The sequence below is a fragment of the Deinococcus rubellus genome (assembly GCF_025244745.1).
Classification (GTDB): Bacteria; Deinococcota; Deinococci; order Deinococcales; family Deinococcaceae; genus Deinococcus; species Deinococcus rubellus.
Map to the genome: position 1 here is coordinate 2,831,514 of NZ_CP104213.1, position 17,154 is coordinate 2,848,667.

The 17,154-nt window shown below is 63.8% G+C and carries 17 protein-coding genes; 5 read left to right on the plus strand and 12 right to left on the minus strand.

What is annotated here, in order from left to right; all coding sequences use genetic code 11:
- The first annotated feature begins 53 nt into the window (after nt 1-53).
- The gene (cysS, locus tag N0D28_RS14475) at nt 54-1,562 is read left to right on the plus strand and encodes a cysteine--tRNA ligase (RefSeq protein ID WP_344984030.1); all 1,509 of its coding nucleotides are present in this window, start codon (nt 54-56) and stop codon (nt 1,560-1,562) included.
- Nucleotides 1,563-1,779: 217 nt separating this feature from the next.
- Here cysS and N0D28_RS14480 read toward each other — a convergent pair whose 3' ends face one another.
- From N0D28_RS14480 to N0D28_RS14500, 5 genes are all read right to left on the minus strand, one after another.
- Nucleotides 1,780-2,487, minus strand: a complete 708-nt coding sequence (locus N0D28_RS14480) for a succinate dehydrogenase iron-sulfur subunit (protein ID WP_260560186.1) — start codon at nt 2,485-2,487, stop codon at nt 1,780-1,782.
- Between the two features lie 31 nt (nt 2,488-2,518).
- On the minus strand, nt 2,519-4,321 hold the full coding sequence (sdhA, locus tag N0D28_RS14485; protein ID WP_260560187.1) for a succinate dehydrogenase flavoprotein subunit: 1,803 nt from the start codon (nt 4,319-4,321) through the stop codon (nt 2,519-2,521).
- Between the two features lie 108 nt (nt 4,322-4,429).
- Nucleotides 4,430-4,819: a succinate dehydrogenase hydrophobic membrane anchor subunit gene (locus N0D28_RS14490; RefSeq protein WP_260560188.1), complete on the minus strand. Its 390-nt coding sequence runs from the start codon at nt 4,817-4,819 to the stop codon at nt 4,430-4,432.
- 17 nt (nt 4,820-4,836) lie between these two features.
- Nucleotides 4,837-5,193 (minus strand): succinate dehydrogenase, cytochrome b556 subunit, encoded by a 357-nt coding sequence (sdhC, locus tag N0D28_RS14495; RefSeq protein ID WP_260560189.1) that lies wholly within the window; start codon nt 5,191-5,193, stop codon nt 4,837-4,839.
- A 310-nt stretch (nt 5,194-5,503) separates the two neighbouring features.
- Complete coding sequence (locus tag N0D28_RS14500) at nt 5,504-7,435, minus strand: hypothetical protein (RefSeq protein ID WP_260560190.1); 1,932 nt, start codon at nt 7,433-7,435, stop codon at nt 5,504-5,506.
- A gap of 148 nt (nt 7,436-7,583) precedes the next feature.
- On the opposite strand from N0D28_RS14500, the gene N0D28_RS14505 reads away from it, so the two are divergent.
- Nucleotides 7,584-9,608 (plus strand): protein kinase domain-containing protein, encoded by a 2,025-nt coding sequence (locus tag N0D28_RS14505; RefSeq protein ID WP_260560191.1) that lies wholly within the window; start codon nt 7,584-7,586, stop codon nt 9,606-9,608.
- 101 nt (nt 9,609-9,709) lie between these two features.
- Here N0D28_RS14505 and N0D28_RS14510 read toward each other — a convergent pair whose 3' ends face one another.
- The 3 genes from N0D28_RS14510 to N0D28_RS14520 are packed head-to-tail and all read right to left on the minus strand — an operon-like array spanning nt 9,710 to nt 12,116.
- Complete coding sequence (locus N0D28_RS14510; RefSeq protein WP_260560192.1) at nt 9,710-9,883, minus strand: hypothetical protein; 174 nt, start codon at nt 9,881-9,883, stop codon at nt 9,710-9,712.
- A 51-nt stretch (nt 9,884-9,934) separates the two neighbouring features.
- Nucleotides 9,935-11,053: a [LysW]-lysine hydrolase gene (locus tag N0D28_RS14515; protein ID WP_260560193.1), complete on the minus strand. Its 1,119-nt coding sequence runs from the start codon at nt 11,051-11,053 to the stop codon at nt 9,935-9,937.
- Nucleotides 11,046-12,116: a hypothetical protein gene (locus N0D28_RS14520; RefSeq protein WP_260560194.1), complete on the minus strand. Its 1,071-nt coding sequence runs from the start codon at nt 12,114-12,116 to the stop codon at nt 11,046-11,048. The genes N0D28_RS14515 and N0D28_RS14520 overlap by 8 nt, the downstream gene beginning before the upstream one ends.
- 129 nt (nt 12,117-12,245) lie before the next feature.
- On the opposite strand from N0D28_RS14520, the gene N0D28_RS14525 reads away from it, so the two are divergent.
- Nucleotides 12,246-12,473 carry a hypothetical protein gene (locus N0D28_RS14525; protein WP_260560195.1) on the plus strand — a complete coding sequence of 76 codons (228 nt, stop codon included), beginning with the start codon at nt 12,246-12,248 and terminating at the stop codon, nt 12,471-12,473.
- Nucleotides 12,470-12,706 carry a hypothetical protein gene (locus tag N0D28_RS14530; RefSeq protein WP_260560196.1) on the plus strand — a complete coding sequence of 79 codons (237 nt, stop codon included), beginning with the start codon at nt 12,470-12,472 and terminating at the stop codon, nt 12,704-12,706. The genes N0D28_RS14525 and N0D28_RS14530 overlap by 4 nt, the downstream gene beginning before the upstream one ends.
- A gap of 213 nt (nt 12,707-12,919) precedes the next feature.
- Here the strand turns inward: N0D28_RS14530 and N0D28_RS14535 are convergent, their stop codons facing one another.
- Nucleotides 12,920-13,396, minus strand: coding sequence for a magnesium chelatase subunit ChlI family protein (locus N0D28_RS14535; RefSeq protein WP_260560197.1), 477 nt, complete (start codon nt 13,394-13,396; stop codon nt 12,920-12,922).
- Between the two features lie 502 nt (nt 13,397-13,898).
- On the opposite strand from N0D28_RS14535, the gene N0D28_RS14540 reads away from it, so the two are divergent.
- Complete coding sequence (locus tag N0D28_RS14540) at nt 13,899-14,690, plus strand: IS982 family transposase (protein ID WP_260560198.1); 792 nt, start codon at nt 13,899-13,901, stop codon at nt 14,688-14,690.
- A 30-nt stretch (nt 14,691-14,720) separates the two neighbouring features.
- Here N0D28_RS14540 and N0D28_RS14545 read toward each other — a convergent pair whose 3' ends face one another.
- The 3 genes from N0D28_RS14545 to N0D28_RS14555 form a co-directional block, all read right to left on the minus strand.
- Complete coding sequence (locus N0D28_RS14545; RefSeq protein WP_260560199.1) at nt 14,721-15,332, minus strand: class I SAM-dependent DNA methyltransferase; 612 nt, start codon at nt 15,330-15,332, stop codon at nt 14,721-14,723.
- Nucleotides 15,310-16,344 (minus strand): HNH endonuclease domain-containing protein, encoded by a 1,035-nt coding sequence (locus N0D28_RS14550; protein ID WP_260560200.1) that lies wholly within the window; start codon nt 16,342-16,344, stop codon nt 15,310-15,312. Before N0D28_RS14550 ends, N0D28_RS14545 begins: the two co-directional genes overlap by 23 nt.
- Before the next feature lie 105 nt (nt 16,345-16,449).
- Nucleotides 16,450-16,659 carry an SOS response-associated peptidase gene (locus N0D28_RS14555; RefSeq protein ID WP_260560201.1) on the minus strand — a complete coding sequence of 70 codons (210 nt, stop codon included), beginning with the start codon at nt 16,657-16,659 and terminating at the stop codon, nt 16,450-16,452.
- Nucleotides 16,660-17,154: the final 495 nt, after the last annotated feature.

Below are 17,154 nucleotides of genomic sequence, written 5' to 3' on the forward strand. Positions count from 1 at the left end.
CTTTGCCAAGTTGACTCCACCCTCCTTTCTGCTCTCCCCTGCCCGGAGGCTTTATGAACCCAGCCACCCTTCCAACCCCCGATCCCGCCTTCAGCGCCCTGTTTCCTGATCTGAGCTGGCCGGACATCAATCTGCACGACTCAATGCAGCGCCGCAAGGTGCGCTTCGAGGCCACCACGCCCGGCAAGGTCGGGATGTACCTGTGCGGCCCCACCGTCTACAGCGACGCCCACCTGGGCCACGCCAAGAAGGAAGTGGCCTTCGACGTGATCCGGCGCTACCTGACCCACCGGGGCTACTCGGTGCGCTACGTCAGCAACATCACCGACGTGGGCCACCTCCAGAACGACGCCGACGAGGGTGAGGACAAGATCGCCCGCCGCGCCGCGCTGGAAAAGCTCGAACCGATGGAGGTGGCCGAGAAGTACTACTGGAGCTTCATGGACGACATGGGGCGGCTGGGCGTGCAGCGGCCCAGCATCCAGCCGCGCGCCACCGGCCACATCACCGAGCAGATCGAACTCATTCAGGAACTGATCGCCAGGGGCCACGCCTACGAGGCAGGCGGCAGCGTCTACTTCGACGTGCGGAGCTGGCCCGAGTATGGCAAGCTCTCGGGCCGCAAGCTCGACGATCAGGAGGAAGGCACCCGCGAGGCCGTGCGCGGCGAGAAGCAAGACCCCCGCGACTTTGCACTGTGGAAGAACGCCGAGGCCGGACACATCATGCGCTGGAATTCGCCCTGGGGAGAAGGGTTTCCTGGCTGGCACATCGAATGCTCGGCCATGAGCCTCAAGTACCTGGGCGAGAATTTCGACATTCACGGCGGCGGCCTCGACCTGGAATTTCCGCACCACGAGGCCGAGATCGCTCAGGCCGAGGCAGCGGGGCACGGCTTTGCCCGCTACTGGATGCACAACAACATGCTCACCATCGGCAACGAGAAGATGAGCAAGAGCAAGGGCAACTTCACAACCCTCAAGGACCTCTTTGAGCGGGTCGATCCGCAGGTCATCCGGTTTCTGCTGGTGGGCAGCCACTACCGCTCGATTACCGAAATGAGCGAGGAGGCGTTCGTCAGCGCCCAGAACGGCTACCGGCGCTTGCACGACGCCCTGAACGAGATTGAGCGCCGCCTGCCGACTGCGCCCCACAGGGAGGATGTCCTGTCGGCAAAGGTCGCCCGGCACGTCCAGGCCTTCGAGGATGCCATGAGCGACGACTTCAACACGCCCCGCGCGGTGGCGGCCCTCTTTAACCTCACCAGCGACGTGAACGCGGCCCTGGCGGCGGGCGAGGTAGGCAAAGGTGCGCTGACGCAGGCGCAGGCAGCGTACCGCGAACTCGGCGGGCAGGTGCTGGGCCTCTTCGCAGCGGGCATGGCAATCGGCGCAGCCGACGACACCGCCCTGGTCAGCACCCTGATGGACGTGGTGCTCGAAGCCCGGCAGCACTACCGCCTCAGCAAGCAGTATGCCCAGAGCGACGCCCTGCGCGGCAAGCTGGCCGAGGTCGGCGTGACAGTGGAAGACACCAAGGACGGAGCACGCTGGAAGCGTTAAGCCGCCGAAAACAGGTTGTCAGAAACCTGGAAGAGGCCCCGAGTAGCATGGCCCTTGAGCGTTGTCCCCCCAGATGTTTGAACGCTCGTCTTCCCTTCAGACAGGCCAGGCCCGCCGCCCCCCCGGTGAGCCTGGCTGTTTTGTGCTAAGCGGTGGTGGCAACCAAATACCCCCGCCAGCCACGAGAACTGAGCGGGGGTACTGGGTTGGGGCGTCCTTACGCTTGCTGGTACATCACGGCGCGCTTGACTTCCTCGATGAGCTGGGTAATCGGGATGTCACGGGGGCAGGCCTCGGTGCAGTTGTAGGCGGTGCGGCAGCGCCACACGCCGGTGTTCTGGTTCATCACGTTGAGGCGCTGCTGGGTGGCGGCGTCGCGGGTGTCGAAGATGAAGCGGTGCGCCTGCACGATGGCCGCTGGGCCGATATAGCTGCCGTTGACCCAGAAAATTGGGCAGGAGGTGGTGCAGCAGGCGCACAGAATGCAGTTGGAGCTCTGATCGATGCGCTCAGCATCCTCCGGTGACTGCAACCGCTCGGCCGCCGGAGCGGGGTTGTCGTTGATGAAGTACGGCATGATCGAGCGGTAGGCGTCGAAGAACGGCTCCATATCGACCAGCAGGTCCTTCTCGACCTTGAGCCCGCGAATCGGCTCGGCGGTGATGGTGCCGCCATCTTTCACGATGTCTTGCAGCAGGGTCTTGCAGGCCAATCTATTGCGCCCATTGATCAGCATGGCGTCCGAACCGCAGATGCCGTGCGCGCAGGAACGCCGGAAGGTCAGGGTGGGGTCGAGGTACCACTTGACGTGGTTGATGACGTCCAGCACCCGGTCACCGGGGTTGGCCTCCACCTGATAGCTCTCCCAGTGCTGCTTCTTGTCCTTTTCAGGATCGAAGCGCAAGATTTTGACATTGATGTTCATGAATGACTCCAGCGGGGATTTCGGCAGAAACTCAGAAGGTGCGGGGCTTGGGGGGAAACTTGAACTCGGCGGCCTCAGCGGGAGTGTAGGTGGTCAGGCTCTCGTACTCGCCGTCGCCCGAATCCTTGAACACCACCGGCTTGTAGCCGATTCTGACATTGCCGGGCCGGGCAAAGTCCTTGTAGGCCATGCTGTGCTTGAGCCAGTTCACGTCGTCGCGGGTATGGAAATCCTCGCGGTCATGTGCGCCGCGCGACTCGGTGCGGTTTAAAGCACTGTGGGTCATCGCCTCGGCGCAGTCGAGCATGAAGCCGAGCTCGAGCGCCTCGATCAGCTCCGAGTTGAAGCGCTGCGAGGGGTCCTGCACATTGACGTGCTGATAGCGCGCCCTGAGTTCGCGCAGAATCTCGACCTGCTTTTCCATATCCGGGCCGTTGCGAAAGATGCCGACGTTGTTCATCATCGTTTCCTGCAACTCCTTGCGAATACGCGCAGCATTCTCGGAGCCGTCAGCATTCTTCAGGTTCTCGATCAGGGCCCTGGACTCCACCTCGGGGTTCTCCGGCATCTCGGCCAGCTCGACGTGACGGGCGTACTTGGCAGCATTGATGCCCGAACGCCGTCCGAAGACGATCAGGTCACCCAGCGAGTTGGTGCCGAGGCGATTCGCGCCGTGCAGCGACACGCAGGCCTGCTCGCCCGCCGCGTACAGCCCCTCGATCAGAGAGCCGCTGTCGTCAGCGATGCACTCGCCGTCAATGGTGGTGGGAATGCCGCCCATGGCGTAGTGGGCAGTGGGCTGAATCGGCACCAGGTCCTTCACCGGGTCGAGGCCCAGGTAGGTGCGCGACAGATCGGTGATCTCGCTGAGCTTGTTCTCGATCACGTCTCTGGGCAGGTGCGTCAGGTCGATGTTGACGGCGTCCTTGTCGGGACCGACGCCGCGCCCCTCACGGATCTCGGTGTAGATGCTGCGCGAGACGATGTCGCGCGGCGCGAGGTCCTTGAGGGTCGGGGCGTAGCGCTCCATGAAGCGCTCGCCGTCCTTGTTACGCAGAATGCCGCCCTCACCGCGAATGCCCTCGGTGACCAGAATGCCGAGCTTGGTCAGGCCGGTGGGGTGGAACTGGTAAAACTCCATATCTTCCAGTGGCAGGCCCTTGCGGTAATAAATGCTCATCAGGTCGCCGGTCAGGGTCAGGGCGTTACTGGTGATTTTAAAGATGCGCCCGTAGCCGCCCGCCGCCAGAATCACCGCTTTGGCATGGAAGGTGTGAATTTCGCCGGTGGACAGTTCGTAGGCCACCACACCTGAGCAGCGCCCATTCTCAATGATCAGATCGAGCACGTGGAACTCATTGAAGAACATGGTGCCTTCTTTGACGTTCTGCTGGTACAGGGTCTGCAGGATCATGTGGCCGGTGCGGTCCTTGGCGTAGCAACTGCGCTCGACAGCAGCCTTGCCGAAGTCGCGGGTGTGGCCGCCGAACTTGCGCTGGGCGATCTTGCCTTCCTCGGTGCGCGAGAACGGCAGGCCCATGTGCTCCAGCTCGTAGACGGCCTCGATCACGTCCTTGGCGAAGATCTCGGCGGCGTCCTGATCGGTCAGGTAGTCGCCGCCCTTGATGGTGTCGTACATGTGCCATTCCCAGTGGTCTTCCTGAATGTTGCCCAGGGCCGCGCCGACCCCGCCCTGCGCCGCACCGGTGTGCGAGCGGGTCGGGTAAAGCTTGGAAATGCAGGCAACCGACACGTTACCTTTGGCCGCGTAGAGGGCCGCCATTAAGCCAGCGCCACCAGCGCCGACCACCAGAACGTCATAACGATGATGCATCTTAAAGTCCTTTATAGAGCGGGCGCGGCGAGATTTCAGTCACGGCGATTAAGGTTGGGGACTTTATGGCAAGGCGGCGTGGCCGCCTCCCTTTCCTCCCCCACCCGCTCAGTACGGGTTAAACGAGAACAGACCCACCGTGCCGAGCGCGAAGATCATGGCGACCACCGTGAAGAAGGTGTTTCTGACCCAGGCCCGGTTGGGGCGGCTGCGAACATAGTCGTCGATGCTGTAGCGTGCGCCGTTGACGCCGTGGAGCATGGCAAGCGTCAGCAGCAGCCAGTCGTAGAACTTCCAGGCGGGGTTGGACAGCTTGTTGACCACCGCGTCGAAGGTGGCGTCCGACTCGCTGACCTGCACGAAGGTCATGTAGATGTGGCCGAGCACCAGAAAAACCAGGATCAGGCCGCTGATCCGCATGAAAATCCACCAGTTGAGTTCGGCGTTGGTGTGAGACTGCTCCCTGGCGTCCTGCATGGTGCGGGCACGAATGGTCATTTCAATTCCTTATTCACTTAGATGCCCGCCGCCACGCGCGGCAGCACCTTGAACGCCACATAGACGGTCCAGACAATGCTGATCAGCAGCACGCCGTACCAGAGCTGGCGCTGGTAGGCCACGCCCTTACCGGTAAAGTCCATCACGATGATTCTCAGGCCGTTCATGGCGTGGTACATCACGCCCGCCGCCACCAGGATCAGGGCCAGCCGGAACAGAATGAAATCGTAGCCGCCGTGTACAGCCATATAAATTTTCTCGCCGAACACGAACAGGCTGATGCTGATGACGTGAATCAGGAAATACGCCAAAATCGCCAAACCCGAAAGGCGGTGAAGATAAAAGGCCCACTGGCCCTCTCTGCCTTTATACATAACGTCTTTGCCTCCTTGCCGCACTTCGGGCCGACCCGCGCGCCGCCGCCTACTCTGTAGGGGGCCGACTGCTGGGACTGAGTCCATACCAAACCGCCGCTCAGAATACCACCGACCCGGCCCGCTGCCGTGTTCTCCGGCTTACCGTGCGGGACAATGCGGCACAGCAGGGATGTTACCCGCACTGGAACGCGGCAGCTCGTTAATGAGCAGCTTGCTGATGATGCGCCGGGCTGGCCGTCAGATGGGTGGTCAGTCAACTGCGCCTGGCAATATTGAGGCGACCAGCGTTTTCAGAGAAAGCGGAACTTCAGGGCGCTGGCTCCAGCAGCGGCTGAAAGCCCACCGCCACCCGCTCACCGAGCCGCAGGATGGTGATGGCTCCCTGCGGCAGCGGAATGACCAGCAGGTCGCGCACTGGGGCGGCGGGCGCACCCGCCATCACGGCGCACAGATCGCCCTTGTAATCGCTTCTGAGCGTCACCGGACGGCCCCTGACCCTCACTGTGATCGGCTGACCCCGGAACAGCAGCAGAGCGTACTGCTCGCCCTCCACCTCCATCAAGCCGCCCTCAGTTCCCTCGTTGTCGATGACCGCCAGCGCCTCGACGTGCAGACTCAGGCGCACCAGATCGAGCAGCGCCTCGCCGTGAACGCGGCTGAGCTGCAAGAAGGTGCGCGCCTCGGCGAAGGCCCGGCTGAGCGCCTCGTCATCGCCCCGAGCCGCGTAGGCCAGCAAGGTCTGTGCACCCTGACGGGCAAAGGTCAGCAGCGTTTCAGGCGGCGCAGAGGCGTAGCGCTCAGCACTCTGGGCCGAGACCTTCTCAGGGTTGATCTCGCCGCCGCGCAGCCGCTGGGCCACCGCGCGGGCCAGCCGCAAGTGGGTGTAACTCGCGCTGGGTTCGAGCAGCGCGGCGGTGAGCCGGGCCTCGACGGCCAGCGGAAACAGATCGGTGTGCGTCACCGGGCGCAGTTCCAGGGCCAGGTCGCCGCCGATGAGTGAGAGGCGCACCGGCTGCCCGGCGAACTGACTCTCCGCGTCGGGCCGCTGGGCCGAGAGGCGCACGATGTTCATACTCCTGGCGGCCCCGGATTCGGCCACCTCGCCGGACACCTCGGCCTCGCTCAGCCGCACCTCCCAGCCGGGCTGCGGCTCGGTTTTGCCGACCAGCACCGCTTTCCAGGTGATCGGCTGGCCGCGCCAGTGCGTCTGCTCGCCACCGGGCAGATGAATGGCCAGCGACAGCGCCTGGGCGCTGGGTTCTGGCAATCGCAGTGCCTGGCTGCGGGCAAACAGCAGGCCGTCCAGCAGCGGCCACTCCAGCCCTTGCCCGCCGCTGCTGACCGGAATGACGCTTTCCAGAAATGCCAGCAGCCGACTCGCCGCGCTGCGAATGGGCGGGCGCTCAGCAGCGCTACGCGGCGCGTCGGGACCGCGTTGCAGCGCCTGAACCAGCGCCTGGCGGACCTCGAAGCTGAGCTGCTCGTGCTCGGCGGCCTGTACCTGGGCGTCCATCACGTCGGCCTGGGGACTGCGCGGAAAGGGCGTGTCGGCCAGCTGGGTCAGCGCCGACTTGACCTGGACATAGCGCCTGGAGAGTTCACCGGCCTGCACGCTGAGCTGCCGGGCCAGGGTGCTGAGCACCTGAGCGGCGATATCGGGGTCGTGCAGCGACGAAAAGGCGTCGTGCAGCGGCGGCACCGCCGTGCCCGGTCCACCCCGGTCCATGTTCTCGGTCAGGGCGTAGGCCAGCCGGATGGTCGAGAGCCGGGGTTCCTTGAGCCAGATGCGGGCCTGCTGACGCGCGCGGCTACGCAGATCGGCGTGAAACAACGCCGCACGCAACTGCCCCAGCACTTCCCACTCGTTGCGCTCTCCGGGCGGCGCAGCGGTGTCGGCGGCGGCCACCTGCTTGGTCTTGAGCTGACCGAGCTGGGTTTTGAGGCTCTCCGGCACGGCACTCAGCTTGCCCAGTTCCAGCTCGCCCATATCCATCAGTCCCAGCGCACCTATCTGCTCGCCGTCCATGTGCCGCCCGGTGGGGGTGGTGCCGTTCACGGCAGCCCGCCACAGCCGGTCAGCGGCACGCACCCGGCGCATCATGACCGGGTCGAGCGACGCCCCGAGCAGATATTCACGCAGTTCGGCGATGCCGCGCTTGCCACCCCTGGGTTCGCGGCCACGCTGCACGTCCGCCACCTTATATTCAAACAGCTCCACCAGTTCCGCGTCGTGCCTCACGCGCTCAGTATAGTTTGCCGGGTCTTGCCAACTTCTTTCTCGCGCTGGGGGGCCGTGTCAGGGCCGCGTGAGAACCTGTCGGTTATAAAGTAAAAGACATGGCTGCTTACCTCGTTCTTGGTCTCCTGATCGACGCCGGGCACAACCGGTGAGCGCACTCATCACCATTGCCCTGCTGGCCGCGCTCTTCGTGGTGGCGGCCCTGCTGCTGGTTCGCCCCGGCGAGCGTGGGCTGGCGCTGGGGGTGGCGGGCGCGGCCCTGCTGGCCGCCGTGCTGGTTGCGCTCAGCGGCAGCGTCGAGCGCGCCCAGGGCCTGCTGGTCAGTGCCCTGGCCATCAGCGGCGGCGCGCTGCTGCTGCTCGGCGGCGAGCGTCAGCTTTCTCGGCCCGCCCAGGTGAGCCGCACCGGCGGACCGCGCCCGCCCGTCAATCCCACCCTGCGTAATCTCACCCAGTCGCCCACGGTCACTGACCTCAAGTTCGCCGACTACGACGTCCTCGACCGCATCGGCATCGGCGGCATGGGCAGCGTCTACCGCGCCCGGCGCAAATCCGATGGGCGCACCGTGGCCCTCAAGGTGCCGCAGGAAAAGTACCTGGCCGACGCCAAGTTCGTCAAGCGCTTTTACCGCGAGGCCGAGGTCCTCAAGCGCTTCAACCACCCCAACATCGTGCGGGTCTACGATTACCGCTCGCAGGGCGACGAGTACTACATCGCCATGGAGTTTCTCGACGGTGACAGCCTGGAAGCCGTGCTGGAAAATAAGCAGCTCGCCTTTGGCGAGACGGTGCAGATCATCCGCTCGCTGGCCGACGCGCTGCGCCACATCCACGCCCAGAACGTCGTTCACCGCGACATCAAGCCCGCCAACGTGATGATGCTTCGCGGCGCGCTCCAGGACGGCAAGCTGCGCGAGGGCGGCGTCAAACTGATGGATTTCGGCATCGCCGTGGGCAAGGTCCTGACCCGCCTCACCATGACCGGGGCGCGGGTCGGCACGCCGATCTACATGGCCCCCGAGCAGGCCAAGGGCAACCGGGTGGACGCGCGCAGCGACGTGTACTCGCTGGGCCTGCTGGCCTACGAGATGATCACCGGCCAGACCGCTTTCCGGGGCAGCTACGAGGCGGTGGTGCATCAGCAGATCTTCGAGTCGCCCAAGCCGCCCAAGCAGGTGCGGCTGGAGGTACCGGGTAAGCTTAACGACCTGGTGCTGGGCATGATCGAGAAAGACCCGGCGCTGCGGCCCTCGCTCGACGAGGTGATCAGCCGCCTCGACGCCGGGGTGCTGAGTGACGAGACCTTCAACGATCCCTACGCGCTGGCCATGAGCGTGCAGGAAAAGCGCGGCACCCTGCGCCTGCTCGACCTCAAGGGCAAGCTGCGGGTCAGCCTGCGCGACCAGACGGGCGAGAACTCGCTGCCGTCCGCGCCCAATGCGCTGGCCGCCGACGAGGAAGGCAACATCTACCTCAGCCTGCCAGAGTTTCGCCAGGGCAAGAGCGGCGCGCTGATTCGCAAGCTCTCGCCGGAGGGCCGCGAACTGCTGGCCTTCGGAACCTATGGCCTGGGCGAGAACGAACTGCTCGCCCCAATCAGCATGGCCCTGTGCGGCGACTCGCTGTTTGTCCTCGACGGCGAATCGCACCACGTGGTCGTCTTCGACCGGGCTGGTCAGTACCAGCGCCGTTTCGGCGGGCGCGGGCACGGCCTGGGGAGATTCGAGAAGCCGCGCACCGTCGCCGCTGGCCAGGGCGAGCATATCTATGTCCTCGACAGCGGCAACCGCGAGGTGCAGCGCTTCACGCCGCAGGGTGAGTACGTTTCGCGCTACGCTTTCCGGATGGACCGCACCAGTGACGAGCTGCGCCCGCTGCACGGCCTGAGCGTGGACGCGCGCGGCACGGTCTACATCGTGGACGGCGTGGCGGGCAAGGTCCGCAAGATCGAGGCCGACGGCACGCCCGGCAATACCTTCACACTCGAAACCCTGGTGGGCGAACCCAGCGACGCGCCCTGGCTGATGCAGGTCAGCGCCGAAGGCCACCTCTTCGCCGTCAAGCAGGGCGGCCAGGTGCTGCGAACCTACAGCTCGGTGGGCGACCTGCTGAGCAGCAACGACATGTACGCCCCGGTGCAGGCCATCACGCTGGTCAACCGCCCGCTGACCTGAAAACTCTCAACTCAACTCTCGGTAAGTCTCAACTCTCGGTAAGTCCGGGGAGACTGCCTTTGCACGGCTCCCCGGACCCGTTGAAGTCGATGGTCAGATCATCAGATAAATAGCGGGGCTTCGGGGTCTTCGCTCTTGACAGAGTCGCGCGGCGGCAGCGACAGCACCCAGGCGGCCAGGCCCACGCCGATCAGCACGCCCAGGGCCACCAGCAGCGCCGTGGTGTTCTGGTGTTCGCGAATGGCGGACTCCAGTTCGGTTTCCAGTCGGATCATGCGTTTACCATAGCAAACAGGGGCGCGGGCGGGTCCGGCTTCAGCATCGTTTCAACACTCACCAGTACGGGCCGACTTGAGGGCCACCCGGGTGAGCGCCGCTCTGAGCACCTGCACTGCCCTGTCGTATTCGGCCAGATCGAGCCGTTCCTGCGGGGTGTGGTCGAGCGAGCTGTCGCCGGGCCCGTAAGCCAGAGTCGGCACCGGCCAGTGCGGGGCCACCACGTTCATATCGCTGGTGCCGGTCTTGAGCTTGAAGACGGGCGTGCCGCCGTGCTGCCGGATCGCCACCCGCAGGGCGCGGGCCAGCGGGCTGTCGCGCTCATAGCGCACCGCCACCTCGTCTCCGACGAAGTCGAGTGTCAGGCTCTTCAGGTCGCCCAGCGCAGCGCTGACCTGCCCACGGGCCAGTGCTGGCGAGACATGGGGAGGCAACCGCAACCCGAACACGCCGCGCGCCACCTGCTCCAGGCCGTCACTTTCTGCGCTGAGCGACTGAACGGTGGCCTGCACCCGCCCGAAGACGCCCTCGCCGGACGCCTGCGCCGCCCACTGGCGCACCCGGAACCAGCCCTCGGTCAGGTCGTCGCCCGCGCTGCTGCCCTCGCCCGCCGTGTGGAAATTGTCCTTACGGACCTCGGCCTTGACGATCAGCCGTCCCTTGTAGCCGAGGGTGATGCCTTCCCAGCCGCTCGGCTCGCCGATCACCACCAGATCGGGGCAGTACTGGGCGGCAGCGTGGCGCGCGCCCTTGCTGCTGGCCACTTCCTCCTCGGTGGCCCCCACACAGATGAAAGTGGCCGCCACCAGTGCTGCGTCTGGCAGGCCCGAGACCGCCGCTGCGAAAGTGCAGAAGCTGCCCTTGGCGTCCACGCTGCCGCGCCCGTGCAGCACACCCGAATCGTCAAGCCACACCGGGATGTGGCCCGGCACGGTGTCGATATGGCCCAGCAGCACCACCGTCAGCGGCCCGCTGCCACGCACGCCTACCACGCTTCCCGATGCGTCGACGTGCGCCGCGAAGTCGTGGGCCTCCATCCAGCCGCGCAGGAACCCGGCCACCTCGGTTTCCTGACCCGAGACCGACGCCCGCGACACCGCCCCCACGATCAGGTTGCGGGTGCTGGGTTCGGTGACGGGCGGCAGGACTTCCGCGCCCGGCTCAGTCACCCGACGATCCGCCCTGCCGGGCCACGGCCTCGCCCAGCGCCGACACCAGCTTGAGCAGTTCGGCCAGCACCAGTAGCGCCACGGCAGTCACGACACCGATGGTCACAGTCCACAGCGCCGGAATCTGGCTGCTCTTGCCCTGCTGCCACAGCACGTAGCCCATACCCAGCGCGCCCAGTACCAGCACCAGTGCCAGCACCCGCACCGTCCAGCGCAGACTGCCCACCGAGCGGGCCAGGCGGCCCAGCCGGGCCGAGTTGGCAGGCTGCTCATACATCAGCGCCTGTGTCCCGCTGGCAGCGGGCGGCAGTGAGGCGGCTGGCTTTGAAGCGGCTGGCTGGGATTTGGCCGCTTCCGGTTTGACGGATTCAACTTTGGCCACTTCCAGTTTTGCGACTTCGGGCGATTTGCCGAAAGCGGCATTGGCCGGGCTGGGGACGCTCACGCCGACCGGGGGCGTGGCCTCGATGCGAATGGCGCTGGGCTTTTGAGAACTGGCCTGGGCTGAAATGGGCTGAGATCCGCCGATCTTGACCACCCTGGGGCCACCTTCCAGGGGAGCCTCGGCGGGCGCGTCCTTGCCGAGGCTGATCGGCCCGGCCGCCGCTGATCCCTGGGCAGGCTGTATGCCGATCGGCTGTGCCGATGACTGAACCGACACCGCCGGGGGCACGGCAGGAGGCGCGCTGGCCGCCGTCGGCGCGGGCGAGAACATCTTGCTGCCCACGCTCGGCAGCGGTGAAGTGGGCTGCTGCTTGGCGCGGGCGGTGGTGTCACGCACCGTCTGGAAGAAGCGCTGCACCCGGTTGGGATCGAAACCCAGCAGCGAGGCGGTGATGCTGGTGCCGCTGGCGGTCTCGACCCGCAAGGTGCCCTGGTGGTCCGAGTGGATACGGCTGATGTCGCGCAGCGTGACCTGCCTCAGCGGACTGGCGGGGTCAGCGGCCTGATAGAGCAGGAGCATGGGGGTCAGGGCGAAGAACTGCTGTTCGTGATCGAGGCTCGCCAGCGGAGAATCGTTGATCCCCACAGCTTTGAGCGCTCCTAAAATTCGGTCATTCATGGCACCACTCCTTCAAGCACGTCGGTTTCCGTCAGCATACCCGACCCTCCCCCCAGGTGGGGGCCACCAGCTAAAGGCCGCTGAAGCTGACATTCACCCGCCCCCGCCAGCAGGCCGCCAGACTGAGCCATGACACAACCCGGAAAGTACGGCGACACGCCGCTGGGCAAGAGTGACGAGGAACTCCGTGAAGAGGGGGCCGATGCCCTGACCAATTCTGAGCGCCGACGACACGCCGAGATGGGCAACGACGAGGAAGTGCCGGTGCTCATTCCCATTGCCGGAACAAGTTCGCCCGCCGTGGTGGCCGCCGACTCAGTGCTGCCCGACACCCAGGAACGGAGGGAGGAATCATGACCGAACACGGCAGGTACGGCGACACGCCGCTGGGCAAGAGCGACGAGGAACTGCGTGAGGAGGGAGCCGACGCCCAGACCAATTCCGAGCGCCAGCACGGCGCGGCGGCGGGCAGCGAGGCTGAGCCCCCAATAGTGGTACCGATTATGACCAACGCCATGGAAGGTCAGGTCAATCCGGGCCTGGTCGTGTCCGACGCCGACTTGAAAGACGAACTGCGCGACGAGCACTGAGCACCCCTATGAAGGCCCTGGCACAACCTTCTGCCAGGGCCTTCTCACGTGCTGAGCCGACGCCCTGACCGAGAACGAACATCACCACTGTACCGAGATGAACAGCAGACCTGTCCCAGTGTGCCGGACATCGCGGTTCCGGCCCTGATCAATACCGAGATGGACCCGGAACCTAGTGAGCGCCGTCTATGCGGCGAAAACGACTGACCACACCTAGAGTTCTCTGGGCCGGAACGCCACCGCCTCGGCCAGATGCACCTCACGGATGTCGGGACTGCCGCCGAGGTCGGCCACCGTGCGGGCCAGCCTGAGGACCCGGTCATGGCCGCGCCCGGTGAGGCCGAGTTGCCGAGCCGCCGAGGCCATGAAGGCGGCGGGACCCTGCGCCAGCGGCGCGTGGTGGCGCAGCGCCTGACCGATCAGCAGGCTGTTGCGCTCGCCCTGACGCGCCAGCATCACGTCGCGGGCCGCCTGAACGCGGGCGCGCACCGGGGCGCTGCGCTCGGGCATGCCTGCCCGCGTGAGTTCGTCTACCGTCAGCCGGGGCACGCTCACGCGCAGGTCAATGCGGTCGAGCAGCGGGCCGCTGAGCCGGGCGGCGTAGCGATTTCGGGTCAGCGGCGAGCAGGTGCAGGCTTTCTCAGGATCACCGAGATGACCGCAGGGGCACCCGTGCAGATCGCAATCCAAAGCTGTCTGGACGGGGGTTCTCCACCACTTGACCCCACTTCTCCCCTTCTCTGCCAGCCGACTACAACTTGCACACCTTCACGCTGCACGCCGAAGCCAGCACACGGGCAGGAACGAAACTGCGAAGTCCGCCCGTCCCGCCGAAACCAGTCTCGAAGACGTGGCCTTGAACCGTCACGTTGTCCAGGAGGCTGGCCGTTGGCAAGCCAACGCTCCTGGCAGAGTTGGAGTTCAGTCGATTTTGCGCAAGTGGAGTTAAGCCTCGAGCATAGAAGACACGACCACGACGCCCTGCAGAACCTTCAAGACCGAATATAAGTGAGAAGCCGTCCAGCCAGTCAGCAACCTGAAATGACAGTCATGCAAGCTGCCTAACATCTCGGAATCGGCATTTTTACCTTAATGGCTTAGCCACAACTGTGCAGGACCGGGAGAACGCCGATCTATTTACCGCAAATAGGGGTTGACAACTGATGAGCAGGTATGAAAAAGGGACGGTGTTATGGGCCGTCCCGATCTCAGTTTACCGCCGATCCCCAGCAGCTTTCAGCGCCTCACGACCTGGCTGAGCCCACAGATGCCAGAGAAATTGATCCATCGCCACGAGAAAATTTCGGATGCACAATTGGTGGCCGTCGCGGTGCTCCAGCACCTCCATAAAGCGGTGTATTTCAGCCGCTGGTGGGCGATGTTGAAGACCAATTTCTTTCCGTGGTTCCCCTCAGAAGTCCAGGCGCGGGTGCGCCTGGAGCGCTTGACACCCGTCATTGAGCGCGTGAGCGTTGAAGTCGAGCAACTCGACTTCAGTGTGATCGATTCCGCACCGCTGCCCACTTGCCTCTTCAAGCGGGCAAAACGCTGCAAATTTCCAGGTGCCGCGTATGGGTTTAGCACCGCTGGGATGGTGTATGGATACAAGGTACATGCCTGGACGACGCTGAACGGCAAGATTGCCAAATATGAACTGCACCCAGCCAACGTCCACGACTTCGTCGTTGGCTGTGAGATGAATGTTGACTGGCCCGCCTTTGGTGGGCCAAAGCAAATTGGGGACAAGGGCTATCAATCTGGAACGTACCGCACACCGCCGAAAACGAACGCCAAGACGCCGGACCCGCGTTGGAAGGAAGAGTATGCTGCCGCCCGCAAGATCATCGAATCGGCCTTGTCCGTTCTCGTGGGCGCGGGGTTGCGCTGGGGGCAGGTCAAAACCAAGTTGAGCTTGCGGCGGAAAGTCGCCCTGGCCGTGCTCGGCTACAATCTCAAGTTTCGTGATATCGACCTTTCACCATAATCCGATGCTCAGGTCAACCCCTATTCGCGGTTATTTTACAAGCAGAGTTTTGACAACAAGAGCATTCAACCAGCGCTCTTCTTTTCGGCCAGGCCGTATGTCAGCCGTGATCCAAGATTGACTCAGCCTGAGCGTGGCCGTGCCCCGCACCACAGCCTCAAGGAGGGTCTCATTGAGGTCAGTAAATCGGCGGGTGCCGCGCAGCATTTCCCCTTGACCGTATTTGAATGACGCATAGAGCACCCCTGTAGGTTTGAGTGCCCGTTCTATTCGTTGGAACACCCCCGGTAGCTCAGGTCGCGGCACATGGAGCAGGGAGGCACACGCCCAAATACCGTCATACTTGGCTTCCCCCTCAAGATCCTGAAAACGGGCCTGTGGTACATACTGGCCCAGCCGGAGGCTGGCACGGCGGGCCATCTCGTGGCTGGCGTCGAAGGCATCGACGCTGTACCCACGCTGCCCAAAGGCCAGGGCATCACGGCCAGGTCCACAACCTGCATCAAGGATGGAGGCAGAGGAAGGCAGGCGCGACAGAAATGGCGCGTAGAGCCCTTCCATATCGAGGTGAAGGGTCTGGTCTTCAAAAGTCTCGGCGTGCTGATCGTAATACGACGCCTCAGGCGACGGGGGTATGCACATAGGCAGGTCTCCAACGGTGAACGAGGTGCTGAACGGCCTCAAGCTCGATTGAGCGCAGAAACATCAGTCGTTCAGCTTCACTGCTCCCAGTCTGATTGATCAATGTCTCTCGCAACGGGTGATGACTTTGGATCAGGTAGCTGTTTCTCCGGTGCAGTTTTTCAATCAGCTCCGGTGCTGGCACACGGGCGAATTTTCCACTTTCTCCCCGATTGCAGCTCTGGCAGGCGAGGACCAGATTCCAGATGCCGTCCACTGGCAACCTGCTCCCCCGGGTCTTCAGGACATGCGGAAAGAAATGATCGACCTCAGCCTGTATCGAGGAATCGAGAGCGGCCAGCCCTATCTCCTGCTGGCAGTAGAAACAGTGTCCCTTCTGGTAACCATTGAGTGAGTCCCTCACGCCTGTCAGGTCAATTCTGCGCCGCTGGCGATCAACGAGAAACAACTGTCCGAGCGTGCTGTCCACCTGAATATTCAGGACGGCTGCGGGCAGCTCCAGACTCCAGGCGTGTTCGACCAGACGCCACCTGGCCTCGACTTCCTGCGGAAGACTCGCGTACTGCACCCTGCGGACTTCAGGGAGGGCGAGAAGTTCTTGCGTCAGCAGCAGTCCGCCTCTGGAGCGCCGTTCGTCGACGAAAAACCTTACGGGCACTTCACTCTGGTTGACGATGTGAAACGCGTCAATGACATTGTTGAAACCGAGACGGACGGTGGCGAGCAGCAAGTCTTCCCGGCTCAGGCCGCCTTGAAGATGCGCCCGGCAAGCCGTCAGGAATTTGCTGCTCTCAGAAGTCCCTTGTCTGTCGACCGTCCGGAGGTGTTCAAGGAGAAGGTCAGTGAAGGGGCCAGCCAACTCCTCAAGGGAGACAACACTCCGCCCCTCAGCCGCGAGGCCAAGAAGTGCGGCTGCGAGAGCAAATTTGTACGACGCCACATTCCGTCCGAACAGGATGATCGAACGAAAATAGGTCTCGGGAGAGGCCTCCAGCGCGGTAAAGGCAGGCATGCAACCGGAGTATAGAAGCTGGCTTGCACTCAGTGATTGCGCTTGGAACGCAGCGCATTCTGCAGGCAGCTTCAGGCCGCCTGTATGCTCAGCACTCGACAGTCGTCAGGGCCGCTTGGCGCGCTTCATCAGGCGTGCTGTGCAGGCCCGGCAGATCAGCGGTCGGGTGACAAGCATGCAGAACTTCACCATACCTTCCTTTAACTCACAGCGGTTCCACAGGCCCGTCACCAGCAACGGTGACCCGTCGAGCCGACCCAGGCGGGTCTTCCGTTTTTTCCTGTCGACAATAGGCCACTCGTAGAACGTGGACATGGAATCACGCAGCGCTGCGTCTAGATGGTGGTCTGGTCCTAAAGGCGCGGCTCTCCATCAGCGTCTCAATGCAGGCGTTGAGCATTGCATATTTGTTTAGCTCGGCTGCGTCCATACTGGCAGGTACAACACGTCGCCGGGAGACAATTTCGGGTCCGGCAGGATGGCGGCGTTCTGATTGTAGGCCAGGCCCACGCCCAGACTGGCCAGTGTCAGGGTCAGTAGAAGCGATTTCAGTTTCTCAGTCTGGCAGCTTGCGGTGACGGAGAGCTGGAGTGGGTTGAGATCAGGCTGGAAGAAGATTCATCTCACAATCCGAAGCTGTCTGGAAGGCGCTTTCCCACCACTTCCTCCCACTGCTCTCCTGCCAGCCGAACGCGGCCCACCCACCTTCCCTGCACACCCCGAAGCTAGAACACAGTCATGGACAAAAATCAGCTCATGACCGATGGTTTGCCAGTTCAAATCTGGCAAGGCCCACCAAATAAAGCAGTG

Excerpts from the sequence above, each read along its gene's own strand:
- N0D28_RS14555 (WP_260560201.1), bottom strand. The coding sequence starts at position 16,659 with ATGTCCACGTTCTACGAGTGGCCTATTGTCGACAGGAAAAAACGGAAG.
- N0D28_RS14550 (WP_260560200.1), bottom strand. The coding sequence starts at position 16,344 with ATGCCTGCCTTTACCGCGCTGGAGGCCTCTCCCGAGACCTATTTTCGT.
- N0D28_RS14540 (WP_260560198.1), top strand. The coding sequence starts at position 13,899 with ATGGGCCGTCCCGATCTCAGTTTACCGCCGATCCCCAGCAGCTTTCAG.
- sdhA (WP_260560187.1), bottom strand. The coding sequence starts at position 4,321 with ATGCATCATCGTTATGACGTTCTGGTGGTCGGCGCTGGTGGCGCTGGC.
- cysS (WP_344984030.1), top strand. The coding sequence starts at position 54 with ATGAACCCAGCCACCCTTCCAACCCCCGATCCCGCCTTCAGCGCCCTG.
- N0D28_RS14480 (WP_260560186.1), bottom strand. The coding sequence starts at position 2,487 with ATGAACATCAATGTCAAAATCTTGCGCTTCGATCCTGAAAAGGACAAG.
- N0D28_RS14525 (WP_260560195.1), top strand. The coding sequence starts at position 12,246 with ATGACACAACCCGGAAAGTACGGCGACACGCCGCTGGGCAAGAGTGAC.
- N0D28_RS14520 (WP_260560194.1), bottom strand. The coding sequence starts at position 12,116 with ATGAATGACCGAATTTTAGGAGCGCTCAAAGCTGTGGGGATCAACGAT.
- N0D28_RS14530 (WP_260560196.1), top strand. The coding sequence starts at position 12,470 with ATGACCGAACACGGCAGGTACGGCGACACGCCGCTGGGCAAGAGCGAC.
- N0D28_RS14510 (WP_260560192.1), bottom strand. The coding sequence starts at position 9,883 with ATGATCCGACTGGAAACCGAACTGGAGTCCGCCATTCGCGAACACCAG.
- sdhC (WP_260560189.1), bottom strand. The coding sequence starts at position 5,193 with ATGTATAAAGGCAGAGAGGGCCAGTGGGCCTTTTATCTTCACCGCCTT.
- N0D28_RS14490 (WP_260560188.1), bottom strand. The coding sequence starts at position 4,819 with ATGACCATTCGTGCCCGCACCATGCAGGACGCCAGGGAGCAGTCTCAC.
- N0D28_RS14545 (WP_260560199.1), bottom strand. The coding sequence starts at position 15,332 with ATGTGCATACCCCCGTCGCCTGAGGCGTCGTATTACGATCAGCACGCC.